The sequence below is a fragment of the Spectribacter acetivorans genome (genome assembly GCF_031846305.1).
GTDB classification, from domain to species: Bacteria; Pseudomonadota; Gammaproteobacteria; order Nevskiales; family Salinisphaeraceae; genus Spectribacter; species Spectribacter acetivorans.
Genome location: NZ_JAVRHY010000014.1, coordinates 51,833 through 77,043, shown reverse-complemented (window position 1 = coordinate 77,043; position 25,211 = coordinate 51,833). Strand labels below are relative to the sequence as shown.

Below are 25,211 nucleotides of genomic sequence, written 5' to 3'. Positions count from 1 at the left end.
CGCCGGCCCGAGGGCCGGCGTCGTAGGGGCATTGCGCCAGTAAATGACGGCGCGGATCAAATTCACCCGAGCAGCCCGAGAAGTCCGCCCAGCAGCCCAGAGATGAGGCCACCGATGACCGGAAGGCCCTCGGCGCCGCTCAGGAAGCCGCCGTTGTCATCCTCACCGAACTGGCTGAACAGCCCAGGAATCAGATCCCCGATGACGTTGCTGAACTGGGTGGGGTCGAAATTGCCGGTACCGCCAACGCCGGCAAGGATATCGCTGATCACCGGCACGCCGTCGCCATCCAGGCTCAGCAGCGTGGTCAGCAGATCGCCCAGCAGCGGCAGCGAGGCCGGATCACTGCCGCCGAGAGCCGGCACACCCTGCAATACGTCGCCCAGCAGAGGCACATTGCCTGTGCCACCGTTCTCCAGCAGGTTGGTCACGGTGTCGAGGCCGCCAGCTGCCTGGCCGCCCATGAGTTGAGCCAGTACATCACCTAAAACCGGTAGGCCCGACAGCAGATCGGACAGCACCGGAATCTCGGTGCCACCGCTCCCGGTGCCGCCGCCGGCCAGGAGATCACCAAGCCCGGCTTCGCCACCGAAATCGCTGAAGTCACCGGCAAACCCGGCGCCAAGCACCGGCGCCAGCGGCGAGGTCTCGCCAGTCACCGGCGCCAGTACACCTCGCAGGGCCTGGAACAACGGGTTGAGCACCACGGCCAGGCCGTTCTCGAAATCAATGCCTGCCTGATCAACCGCATCGCTCAGCGCGGTGCCCGCGCCCCCCGGCAGGGAGCCGGACAGTGCGTTCAGCACGTTGTTGAACGCGCCAACAAGCGCCGCGCTGGTGTCGTCACCATTGAGCCGCCCGGTCGCGTCCAGGATAGTGCTCAGGTCGCCAGCCCCAGTACCCAGGGCGGCGAGCAGGTCACCCACCAGCGGCGCATCGGCCACCTGGGGCGGTACCTGACCTGACAGGGTGTCCAACTGAGCGGAGATCTGAACCAGCAGATCGGTTATCGCGGTCAGGTCACCACCGTCGGTCTGACCGGTGATGCCGTCCTGTACCTCGGTTTGCACCTCGGTCAGCAGAGGCAGCAGATTCTCGGAACCGGGAATCGCCTGCCCTTCTTCCGTCAGCTGAATCAGGGTCTCGGACAGCCCGGCGGCGAAGCTGAGCAGAGCGTCGCCGGCCAGATCGCCGCCGGCGATCAGGTCATCCGGATTCTGGCTGGTGAGAAAATTCTGGAAACCGCTGGCCAGGCCATCCGGCGCGTCGAGCAGCGCAACCAGCGCTGACAGCAGTGCGGCGGACGTATCGCCGATGACTGGCGCGTCGCCGGTGGTATCGCCGACATCGGTCAGCGCGTCCTGGACCGGGTCGGCCGGCCCGGTGACCTGGTTACCGCCAACCGGAACCGGCTGATTACCATCATCCGCGGCGGAGCCACCGCCACCACCGCCGCCACAGCCGGTGGCCAGCGCCAGCCAGGCGCTGAACAACGCACCCAGTAGAAATCTTGAACTCGGAAAATTCATGCCTGCACCTCGTGAACGTATCGATTGGGGGAGCCGCGTCGCGGACCAAATGTGCCGCGTACAGGCTCCGGTATCGACCGTCAGGGTCCCGGCATGAGGGGTAAGCCGGAAATTTTCTTACAACGACCGCCCGCTTTTGCCGGCCGACGTCGAGGCGCGCCCGATTACGCCGTGAACCGGTTGTGCAGTCCGCACTCGCGATTGCCCAGCACTTTGGTGGGATCGAAGTAGCGATTCTCGTTGGGGAGACCATGGGCCAGCAGGTAGGCCTTCATGTCGGTCTCGCGCCAGTCCAGCAGCGGCGACACCTTCAGCACACCGCCCGGCTGATCCTGCGTGACCGTCTCCAGCCCCTGGCGGAACTCGGTCTGCTCGCGCCGAAGCGCCGTCAGCCATAGGTCCGGCTTCAGATCGGCGAATGCTCTGCGGAACGGTTCGAGCTTGACCTGCTCGGTGAAGGTCTCGTGACGGGGATCGTCGACGTCGGGAATACCCATCAGCGCATCGCGCCGCGCCGCGGATTGCAGCGGGTTGTACACGTGAATATCCAGATCCAGCATCTCGATGAGATTCTCGGCATAGAGATAGGTCTGTCGCGTGTTGTAGCCGGAGTCCACCCACAATACCGGCAGATCCGGGCGCACCTGCGTGCACATGTGCAGCAGGACCGCGGAATAGGGTCCGAAGTTGGTCGTGATCAGCGGGCGACCCGGGCGGGACAGCGCCCACGCCACGATAGCCTCGGCGGACTGGTTCGCCAGCTGCTGGTTGAGATTGGTGGTATCGGTGTCGGTCATACTCGGCCTCGCGTCTGAAGCAACGCGTTGACGGATTGTTGATGACGCGCAGTATCCCGCTAACGCAGCCCTCATGACATGCGTTTAAGGTTATATTGATACGTCTTGTAATTCTTTTTTGTTTGGACTTGCCGTCGCCGATGGCACATCGGCAGTGGCTCGCGGATAATGGCGCGCCTCACTTGCCACTGTCGCCACCACGATGAGTCAGTACATCTACACCATGAACCGGGTCGGCAAGGTTGTGCCGCCGGGCAAGCATATCCTGCGCGACATTTCCCTGTCCTTCTTCCCCGGCGCCAAGATCGGCGTGCTGGGCTACAACGGGGCGGGCAAGTCGACATTGCTGCGGATCATGGCCGGGGTCGACACCGAAATCGAGGGCGAAGCACGGCCGATGCCCGGCATCCGCATCGGCTACCTGCCCCAGGAGCCCCCGCTGGACGACAGCAAGGATGTACGCGGCAACATCGAGGAAGGCGTCGCCGAGATCAAGGGGCAGCTGGACCGCTTTAACGAGATCAGCAACGCATTCGCCGATCCCGACGCCGACTTCGACGCCCTGCTGGCGGAACAGGCCAGCTTGCAGGAGGCGATCGAAGCCGCCGACGGCTGGGAACTGGACAGCCGGCTCGACCGAGCTGCCGCGGCCCTGAACCTGCCGCCCTGGGATGCCGATGTCAGCAAGCTGTCGGGCGGGGAGCGCCGCCGCGTGGCCCTGTGCAAGCTGTTGTTGGAAAAGCCTGACATGCTGTTGCTGGACGAGCCCACCAACCACCTGGATGCCGAATCGGTGGCCTGGCTCGAGCGGTTCCTGGCCGACTTCCCGGGCACGGTGGTGGCCGTGACCCATGATCGTTACTTCCTGGACAACGTCGCCGGCTGGATTCTGGAACTGGATCGCGGACACGGCATTCCGTTCGAGGGCAACTACTCGGCCTGGCTGGAAGCCAAGGAAAGGCGCCTGGCGCGCGAGCAAAAAAGCGAGGACGCCCACCAGAAGGCCATCAAGGCCGAGCTGGAATGGGTGCGCACCAATCCCAAGGGCCGGCAGGCCAAGAACAAGGCACGCCTGAAGCAGTTCGAGGAGCTCGCGAGCCGCGAGCACCAGAAACGCTCGGAAACCAACGAAATCTACATTCCGCCGGGGCCGCGTCTGGGCGAGCAGGTATTCGAACTGGAAGGTGTCAGCAAGGCCTATGGCGATCGCAAGCTCTACCAGAACTTCGACCTGCGCATCCCGCGCGGCGCCATTGTGGGAATCATCGGCCCCAACGGCGTTGGCAAGACCACTCTGTTCCGCCTTCTCACCGGTGAAGAGCAGCCTGATTCCGGCGAGGTGACGGTTGGCGATACCGTGGAGCCGGCCTACGTCAGCCAGTCCCGCGACAGCCTTGATGGCGGCAAGACGGTATGGGAGGAAATCGGCGACGGGCAGGACATCATCCGGGTGGGCCACTACGAAGTGCCCTCGCGGGCCTACGTCGGCCGCTTCAACTTCAAGGGCGGCGACCAGCAGAAGCGTATCGGCGACCTGTCCGGCGGCGAGCGCAACCGAGTGCATCTGGCCAAGCTACTGCGGGCCGGCGGCAACGTGCTCCTGCTGGACGAACCGACCAACGACCTGGATGTGGAAACCCTGCGAGCGCTGGAGGAAGCATTGCTGGTATTTCCCGGCTGCGTCCTGGTTATTTCCCACGACCGCTGGTTCCTCGACCGCATTGCCAGCCACATTCTGGCCTTCGAGGACGACGGGCCCGTTTTCCTGGAAGGCAATTTCCAAGACTACGAGGCTGATCGCAAGCGCCGCCTGGGCGATGCCGCGGACGCGCCCACCAAGTCGAAGCATCGAAAGCTGGCCTGAACTACCGGCTGCAAGCCCCGGTTGACGCCGCAAAAATTTCATTTGCACGCGTATGTACAACCGCATGGCGCGGCGTTACACTCTAGCAAGTCAAGTTTTTGGCGCTACGGCGCCGGCTTGGGGACAACCGGTTGCATCAATCAAGGGGATCAGGGATGAGCAAGAACCTCCGCATGGCGGCGGCGGCCGCTCTGGCGTTTTCGTTCACCACGGCGGGCGCGGTTGATCCGGGCTGGTACGTGGAAGGCGGACTCGGCTACAGCAAGCTGAACGACAGCGACGCGACTCAGGAAACGTTCGGACCCGGGGGACCTGGCGGCCCAGGCACGCCGGGTACACCAGGTAGTGGCTTTCTGGTCATCCCGGGACTAATCAACCTTTTCCCCACCGGCCCTGGTGCTGGCGGCCCCGGCGGTCCGGGCGGACCCGGAGGCTTCGGCAACTCCCAGAACTTCGAAATCGAGTACGACGACGGCGCCTTCGGCAGCCTGTCACTCGGTTATGCCTGGGAAGGCGGTTTCCGTTCCGAACTGCAGCTTCGCTACAGCGAGAACGATCTGGACATGATCAATGACGGCATGGGTGGTAACACCGATGCCGACGGCGACATCACGTCGACCGCCCTGATGGCCAATGCCTGGTTCGACTTCAATCCGGACGGCAACTGGCATCCTTATGTGGGTGGCGGTCTTGGTGCGGCCGAAATCGAGCTCGACGCCGGCGGCGGTGCCGCCGACGACACCGTGCTGGCAGCCCAGCTCGGTGCCGGTATTGAATTCGATCTGAGCGATACCCTGGCTCTTGGTCTCGGCTACCGTTTCTTCAAGGCCGATGATCCCGAATTCGAGGCCACTGATCCGGCGACCGGCAATACCCAGCGCACGGACGTGGATTACGAACAGCACTCGGCAATGCTGAGCCTGCGCTATGTCTTCGCTCCAGCCGCCCTGACCGACAGCGACGGCGACGGCGTACCGGACGTGGACGACAAGTGCCCGAACACCCCGTCCGGCGCCCCGGTCGATGCCGACGGCTGTCCGCTGGACTCCGACGGTGACGGCGTGCCCGACTACGCGGACAAGTGCCCGAACACGCCGGCCGGCGTGCCGGTCGACGACACCGGTTGCCCGCTGGATTCCGACGGTGACGGCGTCCCTGACTACAAGGACGATTGCCCGAACACGCCCAAGGGCACGCAGGTCAATGCATCTGGCTGCCCGCTGGTGGTCGACTCCGACGGCGACGGCGTGCCGGATGACCGCGACAAGTGCCCCGACACCCCACCGGGTCAGCCGGTGACCACCGACGGCTGTGCCGTGGGTCAGAGCACCGTGCTCCAGGGCGTTAAGTTCGAGTTCAACAGTGCGCGGCTGACCCCGAATGCCGAGCAGATCCTGATCGGCGTGGCTGAAACGCTCAAGGACTCGCCCGGATTCGACGTGGAAGTGGGCGGTCACACCGACTCGATCGGCTCCGATTCCTACAACCTTGAACTGTCGCAGGAACGTACCGAATCCGCGGTCGAGTTCCTGGTTGGTCAGGGTATCGACCGCAGCCGGATGGTGGCCCGCGGTTATGGCGAGAGCCAGCCGGTGGCACCCAACGTCAATCCCGACGGCTCGGACAACCCCGAGGGTCGGGCCCGGAACCGTCGTGTGGAACTGAAGGTGGTCGGCCAGCGGTAGGCCGGTCACCCGACAATACGGCGGCGGGACAAAGGACTGTTCCCGTGAAACTTCAAGGAGGAAGTGATGAAGAAGACGTTGATAGGTGTGGTGATGGCCGGGCTGCTGTATGGCAGCCCGGCCCTCGCCCAAGACAACCCCGGTGTGCTCAATCTGTTGCTGGCGGGTGATGGCGTCGTTCCCAGTCTGCTGGAGACGCTGACAACCTTTCAGGCCGAACCGCTGGTGAGCAGCGTGGCCGGCGCGGATGGCGGCAGCGGGCTCATTCGCGGCAATGCCGGTGTAGCGCTCAACGACACCCTGGCCGGCCTGCTTCAGGACCCGTTCCTGGATCTGGGCACCACCCTGGACGGCGTGGGCCTTCTGGTCATTGGTGACGATACCCGGCCCGGCCTGGTGCCCAACCTTCTTATGGCACTCACCGGCGACGGCGGCGGCCTTGGTGGCGGTCTGCTCGGTGGTGACGGCGGTGGACTGCCGCTGGTCGGCGGGCTACTGGGCGGTGATGGCGGTCTGCCGCTGATTGGCGGGCTGCTGGGCGGTGACAACGGTGGCCTGCCTCTGATCGGCGACCTGTTCGGCGGCGATGGCGGCTTGCCCCTCATCGGCGGCCTGCTGGGCGGTGGCCTGGCAACCGGCGGTGCCGGCGGCCTGCCCCTCAACAGCCTGCCGCTGCCATTGTCCGACCTCGACCCGGCCACGGCGCTGGCACTGGTGAACGGGGCGACACTGGAGGGGCTGTAACCCTGTCGAGAGTCAGTTATTTGTGACGACTTCGGAGCCCCGCCATGCGGGGCTCTTTTCTTTTCCCATGCATTGCCGACATAATAGGCTAAAGTTCTGTAGGAAAACGCCGATACACTGCGTAGGTTGAACACCGGCACGGCGGCGCACCAACCGGAACAACCACCGAATCCTGATCTGATAATTGTCGACATTTCACGAGGAACTGGAAAATGAAACGTTTGATTGCTCTAGGCCTGCTCGGCCTTTCCCTGTCGGGGACTGCCTCGGCTCAGAACGAGAGCTTCGTGGGCGTCCTGCTCGGACCGGCCGGTCCGGTTGATGGTCTGGTCAACACGCTGATGACTCAGAACTTGGAACCCACCACGGACGGCGCTACCGGAAGCAACAGCGGCTTGCTGCGTGGCACCGCCGGCGGCGGCCTGAACGACCTGCTGGAAGGACTGCTGGTCAACCAGGATCCGGGGCAGGTCCAGCGCGGCCTGGTGGATACTATCATCATGCAGGGCGTGGCCGGCGATCAGGGTGTTCTGGACCAACTGCTCGGTTTCAATAACCCGGGAGACGGTTTCGCCTTCTTCACCGACATCTTCGGCAACTTCGCGCCGGACGGTTTCGACTTCCCGGGCCTTCCCGGCGGCACCGGTGGCGGCATGTCGCCGATTCCGGGCATCGATGGCCTGGGCTTGCCGCTGGATTTGCTGGATCCGGCCATCCTGCAGCAGCTTCTGGCGGCTGGCGGTGGTGCCGGTGGCCTGCCGTCTCTGCCGGGCCTGTAGTAGCGTAGCCGTCGACAAAGCGTCCGACGAAACGACCCCCGGCATCCGCCGGGGGTTTTTTATGGCTGCTGGCCGGCTTGCCACGAAGCCGTTCGCAGCCCATCATCCGCCCCCATGGACGAGCAGCTGATTCAACGGCTTCACGGCCTGATGGACCGAGGTGAGGCGCTGCTCGACCGGTTCGAACGCCGGGCCGACGGTGCCGCCATGGTCGACTGGCAGGCGCCGGCCTTCCGCTGGAGCCGCCACGATCGCCTGCAGCCGATATCCCGGGTCAACAACCTGCCGCTGTCGGACCTGCACGGCATTGCCGCGCAGAAAGACAGCCTGGTTGCCAACACCCGTCAGTTCCTGAACGGGAAGCCCGCCAACAATGCGCTCCTGTGGGGCGCGCGCGGTACCGGCAAATCCTCGCTGATCCGGGCGCTGCTGCACGAGTTCGCGGACCGCGGGCTGCGTCTGGTCCAGGTGGATGCCCGGGATCTGGTCGACCTGCCGGACATCGCCCCGTTGCTCAGCGATCGGCCCGAACGGTTCATCATCTTCTGCGACGATCTGTCCTTCGGCGACGATGACCCCGGTTACAAGGCCCTGAAGTCAATGCTGGACGGCTCGCTGCTGGCGCCGCCGGACAACCTGCTGATCTACGCCACCTCCAACCGGCGCCATCTGTTGCCGGAATACCTGGACGAGAATCGCCAGGCCTGCAACGTGGACGGCGAGATTCATCATGGCGACGCGGTCGAGGAAAAGTTGTCGCTGTCGGAACGTTTCGGACTGTGGCTGTCGTTCTATCCCTTCGATCAGGACGCCTATCTGGCAATCGTGCGCAGCCATCTCGACCGACTGGGTCAAGCCGTCGACGGTGATGCCTCGTTCCGCCGTGCCGCGCTGCAATGGGCGCTGGCTCGCGGCGTGCGCAGCGGGCGCGCCGCCCGCCAGTTCGCCCTGCACTGGCTCGGCCAGCAACCCGACGAGCCCGCATGACCGAGACACTCGACCCGCGGCAGCGTCGCCTGCGCCTGATCGCGTTCTCGCTGCTGGCCAGCGCCTTCATGGTGGCCTTCTTCCACCGAGTGGCCCCGACGGTGATCGTCGATCAGCTAAGGCAGGACCTGAACGCCAGCGCGGTGGCGCTGGGCTGGCTGGGGGCGGTGTACTTCTACGTCTACACCGCCATGCAGATTCCCGCGGGCATCATGGCCGATCGCTACGGCCCGCGCCTGACCGTGGCCGGCGGCTGCCTGGTGGCGGCGGGCGGATCGCTGCTGTTCGCCGCCGCCGGCGGGCTGCTGGCCGCCGATGCCGGTCGGTTGCTGGTGGGGCTGGGGGTGTCCACCGCGTTTGTCGGGCTGATGAAATTCAACGCCAACTGGTTCGATGCCCGTCAGTACGCCCGCATGGCCGGCGTGGTGATCCTGATCGGCAACGCCGGCGCCGTACTAGGCGTCAGTCCGCTGGCCCGGCTGCTGAACTGGGTGGACTGGCGAGAAGCCTTCGTCGGGCTGGCGCTGATCTCGTTGCTACTGGCGGTGGCAATCTATCTGGTGGTACGGGATCGGCCGGCGAGCGCGACCCCGGATCACGGCACCACCGATGCCACGCCCCGCGAGCCCTGGTGGTCGAGCCTGGCCGCCGTGGCCGGCAATCGCGCGCTCTGGCCGCATTTCACCGGCCTGTTTGCGGTGGTAGGCAGCTTCTTTGCATTCTCCGGCCTGTGGGCCGTGCCCATGTTCCACGATGTGTTCGCGCTCGACCGCACCAGCGCCTCGGACTACGTCACGCTGTCGCTGGTGGCATTCGCCCTGGGCTCGTTCGCTGCCGGCTGGCTGTCCGACCGGCTGGGGCGACGCAAACCCGTGATCGTAGCGGCCGCGGTGCTGTCGCTGTTGACCTATCTCTATACCTGGCTGGGGCCCTGGGGGCCGGGGGCATCCGCCTGGTGGCTGTTCCTGGCCCACGGCCTGTGCCCCGCGGGCATGGTCGTCTGCTACACCGCCGCCAAGGAAAGCGTGTCGTTCCGGCACACCGGGATGGCCATCGCGCTGGTGAACACCGGCCTGTTTCTCGGCGCCGCCGTCCTGCAGCCGGCATTCGGCTGGCTGCTGGAAAGCCAGGCGGTCGGGGACATGCTGCAGCACGCGGACTACCGCCGCGGGCTGGCCCTGCTCTGCGTGATCAATCTGGTCGGCCTGGCCGCCACCCTTCTCGGCCGTGAAACCGGTGGACTAGGCTATCGCGATGACCCGGCATGATCTCGCCCGATCACGTCCGCACGTTGGCTGCCTACAACCGCTGGATGAACGAACGGCTGTATGCGGTCTGCGCCACTATTGACGATCCCGAGCGCAAGCAGGATCGCGGCGCGTTCTTCGGCTCCCTTCACGGCACCCTCAATCACCTGCTCGACGGCGATATGGCCTGGCTGGCCCGGTTTCGCGGCGACACAGTGGATCAGCGACTCGGCGAAGACCGGCATGCCGATTTCGACCGACTGACCGCGGCGCGGCACGCAACCGACGAGGCCATCGAGCAATGGGCGGCCATCGTGTCATCCGACTGGCTCGCGGCACCGATGACCTATACCAGCAATGTCGACGGCCTGACCCGGCGGCTATCGGCCTGGGTACTGGTGACACATTTCTTCAACCACCAGACGCATCACCGTGGCCAGATCACCACCCTGCTCAGCCAGATGGGCGTGGACTACGGCGTGACCGACCTGCCCTGGCTGCCGGCACTGGATGCCGTGATCGACGCCTGACCATCAGAGCCCGTACTTGTCCAGGCGGTAACGCAGGGACCCACGGGACAGACCCAGCCGGCGGGCCGTTTCCGAGACATTGCCGTCGGTCTGCGCCAGGGTGGCTTCGATCAATGCCCGTTCCTGGCCGGCCAGGGTCGGATTGTCCGTGGCGTCAGCCGCTGGCCCGGGCTCGGCCACATCCGGCGTCAGCTGAAGATGCTCGGCCTCCAGCCGCTGATCGGCACGAATGAGTACCGCCCGTTCGATCACGTGGCGCAGCTCCCGCACGTTGCCGGGCCAGTGATAGCCGCGCAGCGCCGCCTCGGCACCCGCGGTGACCTCCGGCGCCGCCAGGCCGTAACGGCCCGCGGTATCCGCGACGAAATGGCGGGCCAGCTCGATGACGTCCTCGCCCCGCTCGCGCAGCGGCGGCATGCGCAGACTCAGCACATGCAGGCGGTAATAGAGATCACTGCGAAAGCCGCCTTCGGCGACCAGTTCGTCGAGCTCGCGATTGGTGGCGGCCACGAACCAGGCGGCAATCGGCCGGGACCGGGAGCTACCGACTTCGCGGATGGTGCGGCTTTCCAGCGCGGTCAGCAGCTTGGCCTGCAGCGACAGCGGCAACTCGCCCACTTCGTTGAGAAACGCGGTGCCCTCGCCCGCCGCGGCCAGCAGCCCGTCGCGGGCGCGGTGGGCGTCAGTAAACGCGCCCTTTTCATGGCCGAACAGCTCGGACTCGATCAATTCCCCGGGCAGCGCGGTGCAGTCCACCTGGACAAAGGGCTCGGCGGCCCGGGGACTGGCCTCGTGCAGGGCCCGCGCCGCCAGATCCTTGCCGGTACCGGTCTCGCCGGTAATCAGCACGTTGGGCGGGGCATCGCCACGCCCCAGCGGCGCCACCCGCGCCAGCTCGTGGCGGATCTGCTGCATGGCCGGTGACTCACCGATCAGAACCGTGGCACCGGAGGCGCGATCCGGCGCCCCGGGACGGCGCGGGGCTTCACCACGCACCGCCTCGCCAACCGCGCGGCAGAGATGATCCAGATCCACCGGTTTGCGCAGGAAATCCACCGCCCGCCGACGCAACGCGACGATCGCGTCATCCAGTTCCCCGTAGGCGGTCATCACCAGCGCCGGGGCCTGGATGCCGCGTTCGTCCTGCATCCAGGCGAGCAGATCCAGACCCAGACCGTCCGGCAGGTTGAGATCGAGCAGCAGCAGATCCGGCGCCTGCTTGTCCACCGCGTCCCGCGCCGCTGCCAGGCTGCCGGCGGTGACCACCACATGGCCGTCCCGCTGCAGACGCCGGGCGACCGCGCGCGCCAGGGCCCCCTCGTCCTCCACCAGCAGAATGCGGGCGCCGCGACTCATGCGGACGCCCCGCCACTGCGGGGCAGGATCATGGTCACGCGGGTACCGCCGCCATCGCGGTCCTCGAAGCGCAGCTGCCCGCCATGGGCCTGAACCACCTTGTAAGCAAACGGAATGCCCAACCCGGTTCCCCGCTTCTTGGTGGTCGGCAGGGGGCCGCGGGCGTCCGGATCGGGCTCGATGCGCATGCCCGGCCCCTGATCGTCGATATGCACCCGCACGACGCGCTCGTCAGACGCCAGCGTGATGTCCACCCTGCCGCCGGCGGGCGAGGCCTCCAGCGCATTCGACATCAGGCCGTGCAACGCCTGTTCCAGCAGCGCGCCGTCCAGATTCAGCCGGACATCCTCGCCCTGGCGGCGGATGGTCACACCCTGGGTATCCGGCCGCGGGCCGAGCGCGGCTACCGCGGCCTCCAGCACCGCATCCAGGGATTGCGCCGCCGGGTCCAGGCGCAACGGATGCAGGTAGGCCAGCAGCGCGGCCAGCCAGCGCTCCAGCCGATCGGTGGCTTCCATGATGTCGGCGCCGGTTTCCAGCACCTCGGCGCTGGTCGCCTCGGCGTCCAGCAATTGTGCGTTGGCGCGGATGCCGGCCAGGGGATTGCGAATGTTGTGCGCGATCACCGGCACCAGGGCGCCCAGCGCGGCCTGGCGTTCACGCTCCACCAGTTCCCGGCGGCTTGCCTCCAGCTCCCGCGCCATGCGGTTGAGGGTACGGGCCAGATAACGGATTTCCGCAACGCCCTGCTCCGGTACCCGGTGGTCCAGCTGTCCCTGGCCCAGCGCATCGGTGCCCTGCACCAGCGATTCCAGCGGCTGGGTGAACCCGCGGCGAAAGCGCCGGCTGACCCGCCAGACCATCAGGCCCGCCAGAATCAGCGGCACCGCCGACACCCAGGGCGCCAGCGCCAGCCAGCGATCGAGCCGCGCCTGCAGTGTCTGCCGCCGGTCGGCCACCAGTTCGTTGAGGTCATCGTAGGCCATCTCGAAATCGCCGGTCATCCAGCGATCGTAGGCCGGGTTGAGCAGTTCGTCGATGCGGCGTTCATCGGGCGCCTGGTTGGCGGTGTAGGCCAGCCGGTTGAGCACCACCCCGATGAGTTCGTAGGCCTCTTCCATCCGCCCGATGGCCTCCAGCGTCGCGTCAGTGTCAGCGTACTGACGCATCAGGTAGAAGTGCTCGTCGATACGGTAGAGCCGCCGCCAGTAGGCGTCGCGGCTGGGCGCTTCCCCCAGCCGCGTGATCTCCTTCATCTGCCGATAAAGATCACCGCGTACCGCCTGCGCCTCGACCAGCAGCCCGTTGAGCCGCAACGAGGCCTGCGAGCTCTGCTGCCACACCAGCGCCCAGGCCAGCGACAGGCCGGCGGTCACCAGCACCAGCACCAGAAGGCTGCCGAGATAGGCCCGGAGCAGGCCCTGGAGTGAAAACGTGAACTGACGGGGCATGGCCGGATGCTATCCGGTTTGCGAGTCGGGCACGACCGGCGCGACGCCATGATGGCCACTACTGGCCAGTGCCTGGCCAATGTTGGCCGATTCTGTCGCCACAAGGCCGTATTGCAACGAATGCGCAGAGGTCGGGCGCGGCACCGACGATAAAATGGACACTCGAAAGCCGCTCATGCCGGCGTTTGTGCCCGGTCCGCCGAGACATGGCACAACATCTGCTGCATCTGGCACGCACCCTGCATCACTCAGAGTGCACTGAAAGACCATTCATTCAGAACCGGAGGAGTTCAAAATGCGTAACTGGAATGCTCCCAAGGCCAACGACATGCGTTTCGGCTTTGAAATCACGATGTACGTCTGCAACCGGTAAAACGGTTGTCGATGATGTTATCGACGGGGGCCCGACGGGCCCCCGTCGTCTTTCCGGCGCAGGAAGGTTCCCATGATCGATGTCGAGCGACTCCCGGCAAGGCATGACGGCAACGGCCCCGCCAGGCCCCTGTGGCTGCTGGCCGAACTGACCTACGCCTGCCCCCTGCAGTGTCCCTACTGCAGCAATCCGACGGAAATGGCCAACATCGGTCGCGAGATCGATACCGATGCCTGGATCCGCGTGCTGCGCGAGGCCCGCGACATGGGCGCCACCCAGCTCGGCCTGTCCGGCGGCGAACCGCTGGTGCGCAAGGATCTCGAGGCGATCGTCTCGGAGGCGCGCGGGCTGGGCTACTACACCAACCTGATCACCTCCGGCATCGGCATGGATGACGAGCGGGTGGGCCGCCTGCACGAGGCCGGCCTGGATCACATCCAGATCAGTTTCCAGGCCTCCAACGAACAGCTCAACGACTTCCTCGGCGGCACCTCCAGCTTCGAGCAGAAGAAGGAGATGGCCCGGCGCATCAAGGCGCACGGCTACCCGATGGTGCTCAACATCGTGCTGCACCGGAAGAACATCGACGATATCGCCGAGATTCTCGACATGGCCGAGACGCTCGAGGCGGATTACGTCGAATTGGCCAATACCCAGTACTACGGCTGGGCGCTGGAGAACAAGGACGCCCTGCTACCCACCCGGGAGCAGCTGGTGCATGCCGAGCGCGTGACCAACGAATACCGCGAACGGCTGGGCAACCGCATGAAGCTCTACTACGTGGTGCCCGACTATTACGAGGACCGTCCCAAGGCCTGCATGAGCGGCTGGGGCGATATCTTCCTCACCATCACGCCCGACGGCATGGCCCTGCCCTGTCACGCGGCGCGACAGCTCCCGAACATCGACTTTCCGAACGTGAAGGATCACAGCATCGACGAGATCTGGTGCGAGTCGCACGCCTTCAACATGTTCCGCGGGCTCGACTGGATGAAGGAACCCTGCCGCAGCTGTGACGAGCGCTTCAAGGACTACGGCGGCTGCCGCTGCCAGGCCTACATGCTCACCGGCGACATGTACGCCGCCGACCCGGTCTGCAGCAAGTCCCCCGACCATCACGTGGTGACCGACGCGGTGGCCCGGGCCAACGAGCGCGACCCGCAGGAAGCCGCCGCGCAGCCGCTGATCTTCCGCAACCCCAAGAACTCCAAGCGCCTGCACGGCCTGGTCGACGGCGAACCAGTCAGCAAGAGCGCGAATTTCTAGCGGTCTTTCCCGCGTCATCGTGCGTGCTAGGCTCAGGCCATGAGTTGCGCGTACCTGAGCCACCCGGCCTGCGGGGAGCACGAGCCCGGCCCCTATCATCCGGAGCGGCCGCAACGGCTGAGCGCCGTGCGCGACCGCCTGATGGCCGACGGCCTGCTCGACCTGCTGGACAAGCCGCCGGTCACACCGGTGGCCATCGACCGGATCGACCGCATCCACGCACCGGCCTACGTGCGGGACATCGAGGCGGCGTCACCACACCGCGGCCGCGTGTCGCTGGACCCGGATACCGCCATGAGCCCCGGCAGTCTGGAAGCGACCCTGGCAGCCTGCGGCGCCACGGTGGCGGCGGTGGATTACGTGATGGCCGGCGACGGTCCGAGGCGCGCCTTCTGCAACATCCGCCCGCCCGGCCACCATGCCGAGCGCGATCGCGCGATGGGATTCTGCCTGTTCAACGCGGTGGCGCTATCGGCTTTCCATGCGCTGGATGCCTACCAGCTCGACCGTGTCGCGGTGCTGGATTTCGACGTGCATCACGGCAACGGCACCGAGGACATCGTGCGCGGGGAGAAGCGGCTGTGCTACGCCTCCAGTTTCCAGCATCCGCTGTTCCCCTATTCCAGCCTGGCGCAGGAACCGAGACACATCGTGAAGACGCCGCTGGATGCCGGCACCGACGGCGACGGCTTCCGCCAGGCCATCACCCGCGACTGGCTGGACCTGCTTGATCACTGGCAGCCGCAACTGGTGATCTTCTCCGCCGGTTTCGATGCCCATAGCGCCGATCCGCTGGCCGGTCTGGAACTGTCAGCCGAGGATTTCGCCTGGGTCACCGGCGCGGTAATCGACGCGGTAGGCGACGACGTGCCGGTGACCTCGGTGCTGGAAGGCGGCTACGACCTGGATGCCCTGGGCGAAAGCGCTGCCGTCCACGTCCGCGCGCTGGCCGGCCTGTAACCGGCGCTCAGAGGTCGAGTTCGATCCACCCCTGCTGACTGGCCAGCCGGACGAATTCGAACACGTCATCCTCCAGCGAGTTGCCGGGGAAGGCGGCCTGCAACTCGGCGACGATGTCGCTGACGGTCTTTTCGCCATCGCAGCGGCTGAGAATCTCCTGCGCGCTGTTGTTGAGCGTGACCATGCCCTCCGGATACAGCAGCACGTAGCAGTTCTGGGCCTCTTCCCACTGCATGCGGTGGGTGCGCGCCAGCTTCGGCCGGCTCAGATCGATCGTCTCGGCCATCAGCTAGCCTCGTCGCAGTTGAAGTAAGGGGGCGTATGGTGCACGTAGGCCATGGTCATGGCGTCGAGCATGGTCCAGAGCACATCCAGCTTGAACTGCAGGATGTCCAGCGCCCGTTCCTGATCCGCCCGGGTGCGGAAATACGCCAGCGTGAGATCAAGCCCGTGCTCCACGTCCCGTCGGGCCTCGGACAGCCGCTTGCGGAAGTAGGACAAACCCTCGGCGTCGATCCAGGGGTAGTGGTCCGGCCAGCCGGTCAGGCGCTGCTTGTGGATTTCCGGCGCGAACAGTTCGGTCAGTGACGAACAGGCGGCCTCCTGCCAGGGCACGCGACGCACGAAGTTCACGTAGGCATCCACGGCAAAACGCACGCCGGGCAGCACCTGTTCCTGTGACCACAACGTGTCGCGGCTCACCCCGACCGCCTCGCCCAGCGCCAGCCAGGCCTCGATACCGCCGACTTCACCGGGCGCACCGTCATGGTCGATGATGCGCTGGACCCACTCGCGCCGCACGTCCGGGTCGGGGCAGTTGGCCAGCAGATTGGCGTCCTTGATCGGGATGCTGATCTGGTAATAGAACCGGTTGATCACCCAGCCCTGAATCTGCTCGCGGGTGCATTCCCCGTTGTGCATCATCTGATGGTAGGGATGGTGAATGTGATACCGCGTCCCCTTGGCGCGCAGCCGGCGTTCGAATTCGTCTTTGGGCCACGGCTCGCTCATAGCTCGATATCCATCCCGTCGTAGGCCACTTCCACCCCGGCATTCTCCACCTCGGCCCGCTCCGGCGAGTCCGGATCGAGAATGGGATTGGTGTTGTTGATGTGGATCAGCACCCGGCGTTTGTCCGGGTAACCGCCGAGCAGCTCCAGCATGCCGCCGGGGCCCGACTGGCGCAGGTGGCCCATGGCCGACGCCGGCTTGGTACCCACGCCCATGCGCACCATCTCGTCCTCGTAGAAGAACGACCCATCCACCAGCATGCAGTCGGCCGCCGCCATGGCATCGGCCACGCCGGGGCCGGTCTTGCCCAGGCCCGGGGCGTAGAACAGCTTGCCGCCCGTGCGTTCGTCGGTGATCAGAAGACCGATGTTGTCACCCCGATTCGGGTCCGGGTCGTTGCGATGCGGCGAATACGGGGGCGCAGCCGATTCCAGCTGGATCGCCCGGAACGCCAGCCCGGGCGCCTGGGGAATCCGGAATTCGGGCTGCTGCAGGGAAATCTCGTTCCAGTTCACCGTGCAGTAGTGATCCAGCAGCTTGAACAGCGGCAACCCGGTGGACAGATCCTCGCGCACCGGCTCGGTGGACCAGACGTTGAGCGGCGCGCCCTCGCGCAGCACCAGCAGCCCGGCGGTATGGTCGATCTGGCTGTCGATCAGCACGATGGCGGCAATGCCGGTTTCGCGGGTGCCGGGCGCCGGCCGCAGCCCGGGAAAACCGATCACCTGCTGGCGCACGTCCGGCGACACGTTGATCAGCACCCAGTTGTCGCCATCGGCGCTGACGGTAATGGACGACTGGTTGCGCGCCTGCGCCCGCATCGCGCCCTCGTGAAACCGCTGATTGTTGCCGCTGTTGCAGTTCCACTGCGGGAATCCGCCACCCGCCGCCGAACCCAGAACATGAACTCGCACCAGAGCCTTCCTTGTCTTGTTGAATCGATAACCGCGGCTGGCGGCGGCTAAGCCGCAGCACGGACCATGCCACTGGTCGCATCTCGCGCAAAACCGCCGGATAGCGGGCATCAACCCTCACCGGACACCGGCAGACGGCGGTTCGGTGGCGCGCTTGCTGGCCACTAGTGGCCAGGCTACCTGCCGCGGATTCAGCGGCCGGAGGACAGAGCGATGTCGTGCTTCTTCATTTTCCGGTAGAGGGTATTGCGGCTCATGGCCAGCTGGCGCGCGGTGTTGGTGATGTTCCAGCGGTTCTGTTGCAGCGCCCGCATCACCGCGTCGCGCTCGGCACATTCCAGCGGATTGGCCGCCACGGGCGGTGTCTGCCCGTTGGTATCCGCCGCGGCCTGCTCGGCCGATACCGGCAACGCCAGTCCCGACATCTCGCCGATGTCGCCCGGCAGATCGGCCAGCCGGATCACGCCCTCGTCGCAGAGGGCGACCGCCGTGCGCAGCACGTTGCGCATCTCGCGGATATTGCCCGGCCAGTGATAGGCCATGAGCGCGCCGACCGCCGCCTCGTCCATTTCCACCGTCTCCTCGCCCGCCTCGTCGGCGAGGATCGCCCGCAGGAGCGCATCCCGGTCCGCGCGTTCGCGCACCGGCGGCAGTGTCAGGGTGATGCCGTTCAGACGATAGTAGAGATCCTCACGGAAGCGGCCGTCGGCCAGCATGGTCTTGAGCGGGGCGTGAGTGGCCGAAATCAGGTTCAGATCCACCGGCACCGCCACCTCGCTGCCCAGCGGCACGACTTCGCGCTCTTCCAGCACTCGCAGCAGACGGGTCTGCAGCTCGACCGGCATGTCGCCGATCTCGTCCAGGAACAGGGTGCCGCCCGATGACTGCAGAATCTTGCCGCGCATGCCGTCGCGGCGCGCGCCGGTGAACGCCCCGGCCTTGTAACCGAACAGCTCGGACTCGATCAGCGATTCGGGAATCGCCGCGCAGTTGACCGCCACGAACGGCTGCTCGGCGCGGGCGCCGGCTTCGTGCACGGCCCGGGCGAAGGCTTCCTTGCCGGTACCGGTCTCGCCGTGAATCATCAACTGCACACCCTTGTCCACCACGCGCCGGGCACAGCGCACGTTGAATGCCATGCGCGGGTCCTGCCCCTGCAGGTCATCCAGGGTCGGACGGTCGGTCTCGCGGCGGCCACCCCGGGCGCTCAGGCGGGACCCGCGTCCGGTCGAGGCGGCACTGCGCCCGCCCGCGGTCGATCGGCCCGGCGCCCGCACGCAGGCGAAATAGCGGCGGCCCCGCCGCACCTCGCGGATCGGCCAGACGGTGAGATTGCCTTCCGACACCCGCTGGGCCAGCAGGCTGGGGGTGACGTCGAAGAACTGACTGATTTCCTTGCCCACCAGGGCATCCCGGTCGTCGTGGCCCAGCTGCATGGCGGCGCTGTCGTCGGCGGCCACCACCCGGCCCTCGCCGTTGACCGCCAGCATGCCGTCGTGGACCAGATTCACGAACTCGGGCCGGCCGTGGAAGCGCAGCACGGTTTCATCCCGATAGGTGTTAAGGAACACGCATTTCTCGATCAGCCGCGCCGACATCGAGACCAGCGCGACCGTGTGCATCTGGCTGGCGCGGCTGTCCTCGCACTGTACCGAGGAGGCATCGAGCACGCCCAGCAGTTCGCCCGCCGGCGCGTGAATGGGCGCGGCCGAACACGAAAGACTGGTATGACGGGTGGCGAAATGGTCGTTGCAGTGGACCGTGACTGCCCGCCGTTCGATCAGCGCGGTGCCGATGCCGTTGGTGCCCTGGCGGCTCTCGCTCCAGTCGGCGCCGTCCCACAGACCGGCCTGGCGAAAATTCGACTCCAGCGCCGGCTCCGCCTGGTGGCTGAGAATCACCCCCTCGGCATTGGTCAGCAGCAGCGCATAGCCGGACCCGGCAATCTGCGCGGCGAGGTTCTCCATCTCCGCCCGGGCGATGTCGATCACCTCGCCGATGTGATCCCGGTGCTCGGTGAGCTCGCGCTGGGTAAGCACATCCACGGCGATCTGTGCCGGATCCAGCCCGTAGTCCTCGAGGCAGCGCTTCCAGGACCCGCCGATCAGCTTGCCCGGTCGGCCGTCCTCGGTGAATCCGCCGCCGCGGGCAACAGACATGATGGTGGACTCGTGACGGTCCATGATTTCGCTCTCCTCCCGACGCAGCCACCTGGGGCCGCGGCTGATGATCACCGTCCGCCTTAACGGCAGATCTTTCTGTCACCCATATTACGCACTCCAACGCCGTACGGCTGCAACCTGCATTATGCCCTGACTCTTGCTGGTATGCTCCGAGGGACAAATGTCCCGCCTCGTCCACAGACGCGCCCGCGATGCCCCAGAAGTGGAACACCGAGGGGTGGTCCGTGGTCGCATGGACCGGGCATCGCGCGCGTTGTGGCGTGGTCCGGATTTTGCTAAACCTAGCGGACGGTCACACGCCAGCAGCGGCGGACGATCGCTGCAGGCGAATAAAACGGCCGCGAGCCGTATGTCAATGTCGAATAATTCAGGAGGAGTAGTTCTATGTGTGCACTAGCAGCTGCGGATGTCGCGCTCGAATCGAGCGTGCAGGATTTCATTTCCAAGCCGCGCAACATGCTCATCGGCGGCCAGTGGGTCGCCGCCGAGTCCGGCGAGACCTTCGAGGTCTACAACCCGTCCACTGATGAAGTCATCGCCCACGTGCAGTCCGCCGGCAAGGCCGACGTGGACAAGGCGGTCAAGGCCGCCCGCAAGGCGTTCGAGGACGGCCCCTGGGGCAAGATGGCGCCGGCCGAGCGTCAGCGCATCGTCTGGAAGATCGGTGACCTGATCATGGAGCACCAGGAAGAGCTGGCGCAGCTCGAGTCCCTGGACAACGGCAAGCCGATCACCATCGCCCGCGCCGCGGACGTGCCGCTGTCGGCCGAAATGTTCCAGTACATGGCCGGCTGGGCCACCAAGCTCAACGGCGAGACCATCTCCCCGACCATCCCCTACGCCCCGGGCGCCGAGTGGCACAGCTACCTCAAGCGCGAACCGATCGGCGTCTGCGGCCAGATCATTCCGTGGAACTTCCCGCTGCTGATGGCAGCCTGGAAGCTGGCCCCGGCGCTGGCCACCGGCAACACCATCGTGATGAAGCTGGCCGAGGAAACCCCGCTGTCGGTGCTCAAGCTGGCCGAGCTGATGCAGGAAGCCGGGGTACCGGACGGCGCCGTCAACATCCTCACCGGTTTCGGCGAGACCGCCGGCGCACCGCTGGCCGCCCACCCGGATGTCGACAAGATCGCCTTCACCGGCTCCACCGAGGTCGGCCGCCTGATCGTCGAGGCTGCCACCAACGACCTCAAGAAGGTATCGCTGGAGCTGGGCGGCAAGAGCCCCAATATCATTCTGAATGACGCCGATATCGACAAGGCGATCGAAGGGGCGGCGCATGCCATCTTCTTCAACCATGGCCAGTGCTGTGCCGCCGGCTCGCGCCTGTTCGTGCAGGAAGGCATCTACGACCAGGTGGTCGAGGGCATCTCCAACATCGCCCGCAATATCAAGCTGGGCCCGGGCATGAGCACCGAGACCCAGATGGGTCCGCTGGTGTCTCGCACCCAGCTGGAGCGCGTCACCGGTTTCCTCGATTCCGGCAAGACCCAGGGCGCCACCGCGGCGGCCGGCGGCAGCCGGGGCGAGGGCGCCGGCTACTTCGTCGAGCCCACCGTGCTCACCGATGTCAAGGACGACATGAAGGTCTATCAGGAAGAGATCTTCGGCCCGGTGGTCACCGCCACCCCGTTCAAGGAAGCGGACGACGACCTCATCCGGCGGGCCAATGACACCGTCTATGGCCTGGCCTCCGGCGTGTGGACGCAGGACATCAGCAAGGCCCACAAGATGGCCTCGCGCCTGCGTGCGGGCACCGTGTGGGTGAACTGCTACAACGTGTTCGATGCGGCGCTGCCGTTCGGTGGTTACAAGCAGTCCGGCTGGGGCCGCGAGATGGGCGCCCAGGTGCTCAACAACTACCTGGAGACGAAGACGGTCACCGTCGGCCTCTGAGGCTGATACCGTCGCTTTCGCCCGGCGCGACCCGCCGGGCGGTGAGGCCGGTCACCACGTGGTGGCCGGCCTTTTTCGTATGCGGCGGTATCGTCAGTCGACGCTGGCGTCAGGCAGCCGTGGCCAGAATCAGGCGCACGATCAGTACCAGCGCCAGAATGAAGGCCACCGTAGCCACCAGGCCGATCAGGATGAAGTGGATCGGCCGGCCGCGGGTGAAATCCCGCTCCCGGTTGGCGCTGCTCTGCACCCCGAAGAAGGCGGCCAGCACACTCACCACGGTCTGGCCGAGGCTGGGCGGGCGGTCCTCCCGCGAGTCGTCCCGATGTCTGTCGTCGCTCACAACCCCTCCGCAAGCATTTTCCGCGTCTCGTCCAGATCGGTATTGGTACGCGCGATCACGTCACCGGCAAGAAACTTCTCGATGCGCCCGCCGATCAGCGGCACCGGAGCGTGGATGTCATAGGTCAGATCCAGCCGGCTGCCGTTGTCCGCTTCGGCCAGTGCCAGCGCCACGCCCACCTTGACCGGTGCGGCCTGCAACACCACGTCGAGCTGACCCTGGCGGGTGGAACGCTGCCAGCGGTCGGTCTGGGTAATACCGATGCGCGGCCCCACCAGTTTCTTGAGAAAACCGGGCAGCGGCGTGTTCTGGGGCACCTTCTGGAACACGGTGATGGTGAAGTGGTCACCATCGTCCTGACAGTCGAGAACCCGGATATCGGTGGCGCCCAGGCGTTCGTACTTCTGCACGAAGTAGTCGCGGGTGGTGAACAGGCCAAGCACCTGCTCGGCGCTGTGATCCAGATATTGGGTTTCTGACGTCTGCATGATTTCTCCCGCTCCGGATAAAGCCCCAGGTTTCAACGATCTAGCGCAACCCGGCGCTCATCGAATCGCGATTCATACCGGCCAGGCGGCGCGAAGCCTAGCAGATTACCGGTGCCGGCGGCAGGCTATTCCAGCCGCGACAGATAGTCCTCCAGCAACGGCCGGCCCTCGATATGACTGCGCAACACGGCCAGCAGCACGAACACACCGCCCAGCCGGCGGTGCAGGAACACGATCTCGCGTGGCGGGATGCGGAACCAGCGGGAAATCGCCGCCCGGGAGATGGCCGTTGAGGTCCGCCTCGGCAGATCGGAATCGCCCCAGCGGTAGGCGCCCGCCTCGGTCAGTAGTCGCGTCGGCGCATCTTCCGAGAACGGCTCGATCATCAGCATGCCGACCTCGACGAAGGCGTCGTAAACCTGCTGGGGGGAATCCGGCCGCAACAGCCCAATACCCACCGCGCCGCGCACCAGCCGTTCCGGCTGACCATCGAAGGCACCACGTACGATATCGAAATAGCTCTGCAGGAAAGTGGGCTCGAACTCCCGAACCGCGCCAAAATCCAGCAGCACGATCTGGTCATTGCCGCTGTCATCTAGGCGAATTCGGTAGTTGCCGAAATGCGGGTCGGTCTGCACCCGGCCCCACTCGAAGAACTCCCCGAAGAACAGTGCCAATGCATTGCGGCCGAGCCGGTCGCGCCGTGCCTGCGCCAGTTCCTGGACGGCTGGCGACCGCACGTGCTCGCCAACCTCGAACGAGGTCACCAGCACGGTGTCGGTGGAGTATTCGTCGAAGACTTCCGGCACCACGTAGCGGTCGTCATCGGCCAGTCGCTGGGCGTATTCCCGGGTCATGCGGGCCTCGTGCATGTAATCCACCTCGCGGTAGATCATCTCCTGCACCTCGTGCATCACGGCCGACAGCTCCACCCCCCGCGGCACCAGACGCGCCAGCCGCACGATGCGGGTAAGCGTGGCGATGTCGCTGCCGATGGCCTCGGCCAGCCCCGGATACTGGATCTTGATGCACAGCTCGCGACCATCGGAACGCCGCGTGGCGCGGTGTACCTGGCCCAGGGATGCGGCCGCCAGCGGCTCCGAATCGATGTCGAGCTCGGCCAGACGCTTCTCGCCCAGGCGCTGGACCAGCACCGGCTCCAGGTCCGACCAGGCGACCGGCGGGCTGTCGTCCTGCAGCGACTGCAGCACGTCGATGGCTTCCGGGGGCATGAAGTACTGACCGTAGACCGACAGCATCTGGCCCACCTTCATCACGCTGCCCTTGAGCCGGCCCAGTTCGTCGGCCAGAAACTCCGCCTGCTCGCGGTAGAACTCGCGGTCGGAGGCCTCGCGACCCTCCTTGTCGCGAAAGAAGTTACGCACCGTATGCCCGGCCATCTGGGTCCCGGCGATCATGCCCATGCGGGCCAGTGCCAGGTTGCGGTCGAATGCGCCGGTCTTGAGCTTCAGGGGCCGCTTGCGATCGCGGGCCATGCGCCGCTCCAGTCGATCAGGAATAACGCGACTTTATCACCCGGCGGGACCAGACCGGTCCCGGGCCTCGAGCAACGCCACCCGGCGCCGCAGGCGCTGCAGTTCGTCGATCAGCTCCATGGCCAGGCCCGCGCCGGCCCGGTTCACGCCCAGATCGCGCTGCAGACGGCGCACGATCTGCACCCGGCGCACCGCCACTGAGGTGAACAGCGGCCCGCGTCGGCCGCGGGCGACGGGCTCCAGGATGCCCTCTTCCATCAAGTCGATCACCAGTTCCGCGGAGACCCCGCACACCAGGCACAGCTCCCGCAATTCCAGCGTTTCGATCGGCTCGGCGGTCAACGATATCGATGCCATCTCAGCCCTCCTGTTCCGCGCGCGGATCGAACGGGACTTCATCGGCCAGCCGCCGGAATGCCGCGCGGGCAGCGTCGGTGTCGGCGGGCGGATTCACGATGCGCAGCGTGACGTACTGGTCGCCCGGATGTTTACCGGCCAGGCCGCGCCCCTTCAGCCGCAGCCGCTTGCCGGACTGGGCACCGGCCGGCACCTTGAGGTCGACCCTGCCTTCCAGCGTCGGTACCTGGATGGTGGCCCCGAGCGCCGCCTCCCAGGGGGCGACCGGCAGGGTAACGTGAACATCCCGGCCCTCCAGACTGAAACGCGGATCCGATTCGATTTCGACTTCCAGAATCATGTCGCCGCTGGGCCCGCCACCGGCACCGGCGCCACCCTGTCCGCGCAACCGGATGTGCTGACCGTCGGTGACCCCGGCCGGGATGCGGACATTGAGAGTCCGGGTGCGCGACTGACCGCGGGCGTCGGGCTCGGACAGGCTCAGCTTGCGTACCCCGCCGCGGTGGGCCGTATCCAGATCGATGCGAATGGCGGCGCGCTGATCCGCACCCCGCATGGAAAACCCGCCGGCGCCCCCGGCGCGACCGCCGAACAGGGTATCGAAGAAGTCGGAAAAGCCGGACGGGTCTGATGCCGTGAAGCCGCCGCCGCCGAAACCGAAGCCCTGCTCGAAACCCGGCGGCGGCTGCCAGCCGCCGTCGGTCCGGCCGCCGCCGGGTTGCCGCCGCACCTGATCGAACGCAGCCCGTTTCTCGGGGTCCTTCAGGACCTCGTAGGCCTCGCTGACATCCTTGAACCGGGTTTCGGCGTCGGCTTCCTCGCTGACGTCCGGGTGATACTTGCGGGCCAGCTTGCGGTAGGCGCGGCGGATATCATCGTCGCCGGCCTCCGGGCTCACCCCGAGAATATCGTAGTAATTTTTGAATTCCATGCCTGTAATCTTGGCATTGCCAGT

The 25,211-nt window shown here is 66.1% G+C and carries 23 protein-coding genes and 2 pseudogenes; 12 read left to right on the top strand and 13 right to left on the bottom strand.

From position 1 onward, the window contains the following. Positions 1-62: 62 nt before the first annotated feature. Both RM531_RS13315 and RM531_RS13310 read right to left on the bottom strand, forming a co-directional pair. The gene (locus tag RM531_RS13315) at positions 63-1,529 is read right to left on the bottom strand and encodes a hypothetical protein (protein ID WP_311659894.1); all 1,467 of its coding nucleotides are present in this window, start codon (positions 1,527-1,529) and stop codon (positions 63-65) included. A 164-nt stretch (positions 1,530-1,693) separates the two neighbouring features. Then, positions 1,694-2,326 (bottom strand): phosphoadenosine phosphosulfate reductase domain-containing protein, encoded by a 633-nt coding sequence (locus RM531_RS13310; protein ID WP_311659892.1) that lies wholly within the window; start codon positions 2,324-2,326, stop codon positions 1,694-1,696. Between the two features lie 202 nt (positions 2,327-2,528). On the opposite strand from RM531_RS13310, the gene ettA reads away from it, so the two are divergent. From ettA to RM531_RS13275, 8 genes and pseudogenes are all read left to right on the top strand, one after another. Beyond that, positions 2,529-4,190, top strand: coding sequence for an energy-dependent translational throttle protein EttA (gene ettA, locus RM531_RS13305; RefSeq protein ID WP_311659891.1), 1,662 nt, complete (start codon positions 2,529-2,531; stop codon positions 4,188-4,190). A 155-nt stretch (positions 4,191-4,345) separates the two neighbouring features. Beyond that, positions 4,346-5,104, top strand: a pseudogene (locus RM531_RS16150) (outer membrane protein); the annotation flags it as partial. Positions 5,105-5,137: 33 nt separating this feature from the next. Continuing rightward, positions 5,138-5,875: pseudogene (locus RM531_RS16145) on the top strand (OmpA family protein); the annotation flags it as partial. Between the two features lie 66 nt (positions 5,876-5,941). After that, positions 5,942-6,619: a hypothetical protein gene (locus tag RM531_RS13295; protein WP_311659885.1), complete on the top strand. Its 678-nt coding sequence runs from the start codon at positions 5,942-5,944 to the stop codon at positions 6,617-6,619. Positions 6,620-6,831: 212 nt separating this feature from the next. Further along, a complete protein-coding gene (locus RM531_RS13290) occupies positions 6,832-7,398 on the top strand; it encodes a hypothetical protein (protein ID WP_311659883.1) in 567 nt (188 codons plus the stop codon). Between the two features lie 114 nt (positions 7,399-7,512). Further along, positions 7,513-8,385: an ATP-binding protein gene (locus RM531_RS13285; RefSeq protein ID WP_311659881.1), complete on the top strand. Its 873-nt coding sequence runs from the start codon at positions 7,513-7,515 to the stop codon at positions 8,383-8,385. Further along, complete coding sequence (locus RM531_RS13280) at positions 8,382-9,653, top strand: MFS transporter (RefSeq protein WP_311659880.1); 1,272 nt, start codon at positions 8,382-8,384, stop codon at positions 9,651-9,653. Before RM531_RS13285 ends, RM531_RS13280 begins: the two co-directional genes overlap by 4 nt. Next, positions 9,650-10,162, top strand: a complete 513-nt coding sequence (locus RM531_RS13275) for a DinB family protein (RefSeq protein WP_311659879.1) — start codon at positions 9,650-9,652, stop codon at positions 10,160-10,162. Before RM531_RS13280 ends, RM531_RS13275 begins: the two co-directional genes overlap by 4 nt. A gap of 3 nt (positions 10,163-10,165) precedes the next feature. Here RM531_RS13275 and RM531_RS13270 read toward each other — a convergent pair whose 3' ends face one another. Together RM531_RS13270 and RM531_RS13265 are read right to left on the bottom strand one after the other, a co-directional pair. Next, positions 10,166-11,518: a sigma-54-dependent transcriptional regulator gene (locus RM531_RS13270; protein ID WP_311659878.1), complete on the bottom strand. Its 1,353-nt coding sequence runs from the start codon at positions 11,516-11,518 to the stop codon at positions 10,166-10,168. After that, the gene (locus RM531_RS13265; RefSeq protein ID WP_311659876.1) at positions 11,515-12,969 is read right to left on the bottom strand and encodes a sensor histidine kinase; all 1,455 of its coding nucleotides are present in this window, start codon (positions 12,967-12,969) and stop codon (positions 11,515-11,517) included. The genes RM531_RS13270 and RM531_RS13265 overlap by 4 nt, the downstream gene beginning before the upstream one ends. Positions 12,970-13,264: 295 nt before the next feature. Between RM531_RS13265 and pqqA the strand changes: the two genes are divergently transcribed. The 3 genes from pqqA to RM531_RS13255 all read left to right on the top strand — a co-directional run bounded on the left by pqqA (position 13,265) and on the right by RM531_RS13255 (position 15,568). Next, entirely contained in the window at positions 13,265-13,342 is a 78-nt protein-coding gene (pqqA, locus tag RM531_RS16140; RefSeq protein ID WP_423246889.1) for a pyrroloquinoline quinone precursor peptide PqqA, read from the top strand. A gap of 72 nt (positions 13,343-13,414) precedes the next feature. Beyond that, entirely contained in the window at positions 13,415-14,608 is a 1,194-nt protein-coding gene (pqqE, locus tag RM531_RS13260; RefSeq protein WP_311659875.1) for a pyrroloquinoline quinone biosynthesis protein PqqE, read from the top strand. Positions 14,609-14,647: 39 nt separating this feature from the next. Beyond that, positions 14,648-15,568 (top strand): histone deacetylase family protein, encoded by a 921-nt coding sequence (locus RM531_RS13255; protein ID WP_311659874.1) that lies wholly within the window; start codon positions 14,648-14,650, stop codon positions 15,566-15,568. Positions 15,569-15,575: 7 nt separating this feature from the next. Here the strand turns inward: RM531_RS13255 and pqqD are convergent, their stop codons facing one another. From pqqD to RM531_RS13235, 4 genes are all read right to left on the bottom strand, one after another. Beyond that, positions 15,576-15,854, bottom strand: coding sequence for a pyrroloquinoline quinone biosynthesis peptide chaperone PqqD (gene pqqD / locus RM531_RS13250; protein WP_311659873.1), 279 nt, complete (start codon positions 15,852-15,854; stop codon positions 15,576-15,578). Continuing rightward, the gene (pqqC, locus tag RM531_RS13245; protein WP_311659871.1) at positions 15,854-16,579 is read right to left on the bottom strand and encodes a pyrroloquinoline-quinone synthase PqqC; all 726 of its coding nucleotides are present in this window, start codon (positions 16,577-16,579) and stop codon (positions 15,854-15,856) included. Before pqqC ends, pqqD begins: the two co-directional genes overlap by 1 nt. After that, complete coding sequence (pqqB, locus tag RM531_RS13240) at positions 16,576-17,493, bottom strand: pyrroloquinoline quinone biosynthesis protein PqqB (RefSeq protein WP_311659870.1); 918 nt, start codon at positions 17,491-17,493, stop codon at positions 16,576-16,578. Before pqqB ends, pqqC begins: the two co-directional genes overlap by 4 nt. Positions 17,494-17,684: 191 nt before the next feature. Then, entirely contained in the window at positions 17,685-19,676 is a 1,992-nt protein-coding gene (locus RM531_RS13235; protein WP_311659868.1) for a sigma-54-dependent Fis family transcriptional regulator, read from the bottom strand. 384 nt (positions 19,677-20,060) lie between these two features. Here RM531_RS13235 and RM531_RS13230 point away from each other — a divergent pair, with 384 nt between their 5' ends. Beyond that, a complete protein-coding gene (locus RM531_RS13230; protein WP_311659866.1) occupies positions 20,061-21,572 on the top strand; it encodes an aldehyde dehydrogenase family protein in 1,512 nt (503 codons plus the stop codon). A gap of 109 nt (positions 21,573-21,681) precedes the next feature. Here the strand turns inward: RM531_RS13230 and RM531_RS13225 are convergent, their stop codons facing one another. From RM531_RS13225 to RM531_RS13205, 5 genes are all read right to left on the bottom strand, one after another. Continuing rightward, complete coding sequence (locus RM531_RS13225) at positions 21,682-21,915, bottom strand: DUF2970 domain-containing protein (protein WP_311652747.1); 234 nt, start codon at positions 21,913-21,915, stop codon at positions 21,682-21,684. Continuing rightward, positions 21,912-22,403, bottom strand: a complete 492-nt coding sequence (locus RM531_RS13220) for a DUF2505 domain-containing protein (protein ID WP_311652746.1) — start codon at positions 22,401-22,403, stop codon at positions 21,912-21,914. The genes RM531_RS13225 and RM531_RS13220 overlap by 4 nt, the downstream gene beginning before the upstream one ends. Before the next feature lie 125 nt (positions 22,404-22,528). Further along, positions 22,529-23,899, bottom strand: coding sequence for an ABC1 kinase family protein (locus RM531_RS13215; protein WP_311659865.1), 1,371 nt, complete (start codon positions 23,897-23,899; stop codon positions 22,529-22,531). Between the two features lie 36 nt (positions 23,900-23,935). Then, complete coding sequence (locus tag RM531_RS13210; RefSeq protein WP_311659863.1) at positions 23,936-24,256, bottom strand: chaperone modulator CbpM; 321 nt, start codon at positions 24,254-24,256, stop codon at positions 23,936-23,938. Between the two features lies 1 nt (position 24,257). Beyond that, a complete protein-coding gene (locus RM531_RS13205; RefSeq protein ID WP_311659862.1) occupies positions 24,258-25,187 on the bottom strand; it encodes a DnaJ C-terminal domain-containing protein in 930 nt (309 codons plus the stop codon). Positions 25,188-25,211: the final 24 nt, after the last annotated feature.

Bases quoted from the DNA above. Each gene is read 5' to 3' on its own strand.
- RM531_RS13315 (WP_311659894.1), bottom strand. From the start codon at position 1,529: ATGAATTTTCCGAGTTCAAGATTTCTACTGGGTGCGTTGTTCAGCGCC.
- RM531_RS13310 (WP_311659892.1), bottom strand. From the start codon at position 2,326: ATGACCGACACCGATACCACCAATCTCAACCAGCAGCTGGCGAACCAG.
- ettA (WP_311659891.1), top strand. From the start codon at position 2,529: ATGAGTCAGTACATCTACACCATGAACCGGGTCGGCAAGGTTGTGCCG.
- RM531_RS13295 (WP_311659885.1), top strand. From the start codon at position 5,942: ATGAAGAAGACGTTGATAGGTGTGGTGATGGCCGGGCTGCTGTATGGC.
- RM531_RS13290 (WP_311659883.1), top strand. From the start codon at position 6,832: ATGAAACGTTTGATTGCTCTAGGCCTGCTCGGCCTTTCCCTGTCGGGG.
- RM531_RS13285 (WP_311659881.1), top strand. From the start codon at position 7,513: ATGGACGAGCAGCTGATTCAACGGCTTCACGGCCTGATGGACCGAGGT.
- RM531_RS13280 (WP_311659880.1), top strand. From the start codon at position 8,382: ATGACCGAGACACTCGACCCGCGGCAGCGTCGCCTGCGCCTGATCGCG.
- RM531_RS13275 (WP_311659879.1), top strand. From the start codon at position 9,650: ATGATCTCGCCCGATCACGTCCGCACGTTGGCTGCCTACAACCGCTGG.
- RM531_RS13270 (WP_311659878.1), bottom strand. From the start codon at position 11,518: ATGAGTCGCGGCGCCCGCATTCTGCTGGTGGAGGACGAGGGGGCCCTG.
- RM531_RS13265 (WP_311659876.1), bottom strand. From the start codon at position 12,969: ATGCCCCGTCAGTTCACGTTTTCACTCCAGGGCCTGCTCCGGGCCTAT.
- pqqA (WP_423246889.1), top strand. From the start codon at position 13,265: ATGCGTAACTGGAATGCTCCCAAGGCCAACGACATGCGTTTCGGCTTT.
- pqqE (WP_311659875.1), top strand. From the start codon at position 13,415: ATGATCGATGTCGAGCGACTCCCGGCAAGGCATGACGGCAACGGCCCC.
- RM531_RS13255 (WP_311659874.1), top strand. From the start codon at position 14,648: ATGAGTTGCGCGTACCTGAGCCACCCGGCCTGCGGGGAGCACGAGCCC.
- pqqD (WP_311659873.1), bottom strand. From the start codon at position 15,854: ATGGCCGAGACGATCGATCTGAGCCGGCCGAAGCTGGCGCGCACCCAC.
- pqqC (WP_311659871.1), bottom strand. From the start codon at position 16,579: ATGAGCGAGCCGTGGCCCAAAGACGAATTCGAACGCCGGCTGCGCGCC.
- RM531_RS13235 (WP_311659868.1), bottom strand. From the start codon at position 19,676: ATGGACCGTCACGAGTCCACCATCATGTCTGTTGCCCGCGGCGGCGGA.
- RM531_RS13230 (WP_311659866.1), top strand. From the start codon at position 20,061: ATGTGTGCACTAGCAGCTGCGGATGTCGCGCTCGAATCGAGCGTGCAG.
- RM531_RS13220 (WP_311652746.1), bottom strand. From the start codon at position 22,403: ATGCAGACGTCAGAAACCCAATATCTGGATCACAGCGCCGAGCAGGTG.
- RM531_RS13215 (WP_311659865.1), bottom strand. From the start codon at position 23,899: ATGGCCCGCGATCGCAAGCGGCCCCTGAAGCTCAAGACCGGCGCATTC.
- RM531_RS13210 (WP_311659863.1), bottom strand. From the start codon at position 24,256: ATGGCATCGATATCGTTGACCGCCGAGCCGATCGAAACGCTGGAATTG.
- RM531_RS13205 (WP_311659862.1), bottom strand. From the start codon at position 25,187: ATGGAATTCAAAAATTACTACGATATTCTCGGGGTGAGCCCGGAGGCC.